Annotated in this window: 4 protein-coding genes; 1 reads left to right on the top strand and 3 read right to left on the bottom strand. The window is 72.0% G+C overall.

The window, feature by feature from the left end:
* Window positions 1-105 precede the first annotated feature (105 nt).
* Window positions 106-678 (bottom strand): hypothetical protein, encoded by a 573-nt coding sequence (locus ACFV6I_RS09300; RefSeq protein WP_380424075.1) that lies wholly within the window; start codon window positions 676-678, stop codon window positions 106-108.
* A 1,118-nt stretch (window positions 679-1,796) separates the two neighbouring features.
* Between ACFV6I_RS09300 and ACFV6I_RS09295 the strand changes: the two genes are divergently transcribed.
* Window positions 1,797-2,324, top strand: a complete 528-nt coding sequence (locus ACFV6I_RS09295; RefSeq protein WP_380424074.1) for a GNAT family N-acetyltransferase — start codon at window positions 1,797-1,799, stop codon at window positions 2,322-2,324.
* Between the two features lie 39 nt (window positions 2,325-2,363).
* Here the strand turns inward: ACFV6I_RS09295 and ACFV6I_RS09290 are convergent, their stop codons facing one another.
* Both ACFV6I_RS09290 and ACFV6I_RS09285 read right to left on the bottom strand, forming a co-directional pair.
* Window positions 2,364-3,239 carry an ABC transporter permease gene (locus tag ACFV6I_RS09290; RefSeq protein ID WP_380424073.1) on the bottom strand — a complete coding sequence of 292 codons (876 nt, stop codon included), beginning with the start codon at window positions 3,237-3,239 and terminating at the stop codon, window positions 2,364-2,366.
* The gene (locus tag ACFV6I_RS09285) at window positions 3,236-4,171 is read right to left on the bottom strand and encodes an ATP-binding cassette domain-containing protein (RefSeq protein ID WP_380424072.1); all 936 of its coding nucleotides are present in this window, start codon (window positions 4,169-4,171) and stop codon (window positions 3,236-3,238) included. The genes ACFV6I_RS09290 and ACFV6I_RS09285 overlap by 4 nt, the downstream gene beginning before the upstream one ends.
* Between the last annotated feature and the right edge of the window lie 111 nt (window positions 4,172-4,282).

The following is a 4,282-nucleotide window of genomic DNA, read 5'->3' as shown; positions in this document are numbered from 1 at the left end:
CCCGCGCCCCCCCCCCCCCCCCCGGTGGGGGGGGGGGGCCCCCCGGGGGGTGTCGCCCCCCCCGGGCGTTCGGCACAAGGTCCCGTTCTGCGGCCGGTCAGCCGGTCAGCCGGCGCTGACGACCGTGCCGCAGATGATCGTTCCGTTGAGCGTGACCGTCTGACCGAGGTCGTAGGTGGCGGCCACCTCCGTGTCCGTCAGCGTGACCGTCCAACTGTCGCCGGTCTTGGTCGCCTTGACGCCGGTCGCGTTGTTCTTCACGTAGCCGCCGACGTGGGCGGCCGTGCTGACCGGCATCATCCAGCCGGTGCCCGACTCGACGCCGGCGACGCTCGGACCGCCGGCGTTCTGGTCCGACGGCGCCTGGAAGGACGTCAGCTCACCCTTGATGACGGTGCAGGTGCTGTCGGTGGCCTTGATGGAGCCGGACTCCACGCCGCTGAAGGTCACGTCGGCGCTGCCCTTGCCGGCCTTCCCCGGCGCGCTGGCGGGGGCGCCCGCCGCCGGGGGCGCTGCCGCGTCAGCCGGCGCCGCACCCGCGGACGTCGAGACCGCGGCCCCAGGCGCGGTGGCGCTCTTGGCCGGGCTCGACGATCCACATCCGGCGAGGGATATCAGCGTCGCGCCGGCGATGAGCCCGATGACGGCACGGCGTCGGTGGAGTTCGGTCCGTGACATGTTCTTGCCCCTGAATCTCGCGTGTGAGTATTTGACGATCACCGTGCAGAGTGCGGTCGGCGGCTGTCCGTCACGGGACGGAGGCCGGATGCCGGGCCGGTGTTCTGCGCTGTGATCTCCATGCCCGGCACCCTAGCCTGACGGTCTGACAAAAAAGTGTTCGCACTCGGATTGGTAGACACCGGTCCGCCTGGCGGCAAAACGGCCGCCCCTGACCCGCCATACGGAAAACCGGATTCCTCCCCGGACTGAAGGCCGGGACATCCTCCGGCCTCCGGCCTCCGGGTGAAGCGTCGCACGGCCCCGTGGGGACTGCGCAGGGGGCCAGGTACCGGGTGATCGGGAGTCACGGAAAGCCACGCAACGCAGGGTCCCCGGGCTCCCATCGATGCCCCCTTCGGCCCCAGCACGGGAGTCCCCTCATACACGTACGCTTCCGCCCGTCGAACAGGGTGTCATTGTGACGGTGTGAACGAAGGGCTCGTTACTGACTTCGGATCGCCAGGGTGAGCTTTCCTGAAGTCCCTGATGGGCTTGGTGTGGTGGCTGTGTTCGGCGGTGTGTGAGATATGCAGATGGGGGCGGGCTGGGCGCTGAGGGGCGGCTGCGCCAGGAGTCGGTGGCGATGCGGGCGGCCGAGTTGTTCGAGCAGAGGATCAAGCCGTCGGAAGTGGCACGGCGTCTGGCGGGTGAGCCCGAAGTCGGCGTACCAGTGGCATGAGTTGTGGCGGGATGGCGGTGTGCAGGCTCTGGCCTCTCGCGGCCCGGGCGGGTCTCGGTGCCGTCTGTCGTCGCGGTGGAGAACTCCTTGCCCTCCGAGCGGAGCTGGCCGCCCTGCGGGCGGACGTCGCCCGCAGGGCCGCGGCCGGAGGCTGATCCGATGGCCGCGGCCCGATCACGCCGCTGAAGCCGACCCCTCGCCCAGCCGTTGTCGTCGGTCCAGCAGGTCTGCTCCGCCGGCACGGTCTCCACGTTGGAACCGGCGACTCCGTCTGCTTCGGCGGCTCCGCCCCGCTGCTGATGGACACGCACGTGGAAAAGCGGAACAGGGCGCCGTGGCGTGGGCGCGCTCGCATAGGCTGCCGTCTCATCCGACCCGCCGTGACAAGGACCAGCCCATGCGCAGCCGTACCGGTATCCGTCTGATCGAGACCGCCGACGCCGCCCCGATAGCCGCGCACCGGACGCGGGACGTCGAGGCCTTCCGGCCGTGGGAACCGGACCAGCCGGCCGAGTTCTTCACTCCGGAGGGCCAGGCGGAGCGGATCGACCGGCTGCTGGCCGGGTACCGGGCCGGCACGGTCTGGCCGGGCGTCGTGCTCGCCGACGACCAGGTGGTCGGGCAGATCACCGTCGCGGGCATCCTGCCGCAGCCGCACCTGCGCCGCGGCTCCGTCGGATACTGGATCGCCAGTGTCGCCCAGAATCAGGGGCACGCCGGGCGTGCCGTCGAACTCGCGCTCCGGGTGATGACGGACGAACTCGGGCTGCACCGCGCCGAGGCGTCCACCAGCCTGGAGAACGTGGCGTCGCACCGGGTGCTGCGCCGCCACGGGTTCAGTCCGTACGGCGTCGCGCACTCCTCGATCTTCCTCGACGGCAGCTGGCGGGACGGGCTGTTGTGGGAGCGGATCCTCGGCGACTGAGCGTACGTCCGCTCCGGCAACGGGGCGCTGGACGATCCGTCACAGCTTCGCGGCGCGCGTCAACAGGGAGCGGGCGGTCAGCGCGCTGGTGATGGCGGCGATGCCGGCCAGGAGCAGCATCTGCGGCCAGGCCGCGTCGAAGCCCAGCAGGGCGGAGTCCCGTAGGCAGCGGACCACGTAGGTGACCGGATCCGCCCAGGACAGCAGGCGCAGCACCGGGGCCATCTGCTCCACCGGGTAGAAGGACGGGGCGGCGAACAGCAGGACCGGGGCCAGGACGTTGACCGTCACCGTGAAGCGCTGGAAATCGGTGAACAGCGTGGCCAGCAGCAGGTAGAGGCCGTTGCAGGCGAAGGACGCCAGCACCGTCGAGGCGATCAGGGCGGCCCAGTGCCCGACCGGCCAGCGGAAGTCGAACACGGCGAGCGCGATGGCGAGTGCCACCAGGGTCTGCGCCAGGACGAGCCCCGCGCCCGCCGCCAGCTTGCCCAGGACGTAGCTGCTGCGCCGTAGCGGGTACGACCAGAGTTCTAGCTCCATCTGGCCGAGCCGCTCCTGGAACAGCGAGGTGCCCGCCGCGGTCGCCGCCGCCAGCATGGAGGAGAGCATCAGCGCGGGCACGGTGAACTCGGCGTAGCCGACGGCGCGTCCGTGGTACCGGACGTCGCCCACCAGGTGGGAGAGCGAGGTGGCGAACAGCAGCAGGTAGACCGCGCTCGGGGTGATCGCCAGCAGGAGGTTGGTCCGGTTGCGGGTGAGCAGGCAGTACTCGCGGTACAGGGTGGCGACGGCGTCCTGCCGCCACCGCCCGCGCGGGGCGGTGGGCGGGGCGGGCGCGGTACCGGCGGTGTCAGCGGAGGCAGAGGAGTCGGCGGAGTCAGCAGTGCCGGCGGAGTCGGCGGTCGCAGTGGTCACGGTTGGCTCTCCACGAGGTCGATGAACGCGTCCTCCAGCGACGGCGGGAGGTACTCCACGGACGCCGCGTCCGGACCGTCGGAGCGCAGGCGGGTGAGAAGGGCGGGCAGCCGGGTGCGCACGTCGCGCCCGGACAGCTGCACCAGTCCGTCCGTGACGACGGCCTGCAACCCGGCCGAGCGGGCCAGGTCGGCGAACGGCTCGGGCTGCGCAGGGTCGGCCGTCCGGACGCGTACGACCTGCGGGCCGAAGCGCTCGGCGAGCTCGCGCGGGGTGCCGTCCTGGAGCAGCCGGCCCCGGTTGACGATCAGCACCCGGCCGCAGTTGCGTTCCAGTTCCTCGACGTAGTGGCTGGTCCACAGCATGGTGGTGCCGTACCGGTGGCGCAGGTCCCGCAGCAGCTCCCACATCCTCCGGCGGCCGCTGACGTCCATGCCGGCGGAGGGCTCGTCGAGCAGCAGCAGCCGGGGGCGGCCGAGCAGCGCCCGGACGATCTGGAGGCGGCGCCGCTCGCCGCCGGAGAGGGTGAACACCAGCTGGCCGGTGGCCGAGCCGAGGCCGAGCGTGTCCAACAACTCGTCGACCGTCGGGCGGACTTCGTGCCAGCGCAGGCCCTTGAAGGCGGCGGCGATGCGCAGGTTGTCAAGGAGGGACAGCATCATGTCGAAGGGCGCCGACTGGTGGACGACGCCGAGCTGGTGCTTCACCTCGCTGCCGGCCGTCGGCTCCTCGCCGAACACGGTGACCCGGCCCGTGGTGGGCGCGGTGACGCCGCAGATCAGCTTGGTGAGCGTGGTCTTCCCCGCGCCGTTCGGCCCGAGCAGTCCGACGACGGCGCCGTCGCCGAGGTCGAAGGAGATGCCGTCGACGGCGTTGCGGGTCATGCCGGTGTAGCGCTTGACCAGGTTCTCCACGTGCAGCGGGGTCGTCATCCGAGCCACCCCGCGAGGTGCGGCCGGCCCCCCGGCGGGGGCGCCCGCGCGGCGGGGGGGGCCCCCGCGGGGCCAAAACACCGGGGCGGGGGCCCACACCCGGGCGCGCCG

Source organism: Kitasatospora sp. NPDC059803 (assembly GCF_042732255.1).
Lineage (GTDB): Bacteria > Actinomycetota > Actinomycetes > Streptomycetales > Streptomycetaceae > Kitasatospora.
Note: the sequence above shows the minus strand (reverse complement) of the source record. Positions and strands in the feature narration are given on the sequence as shown.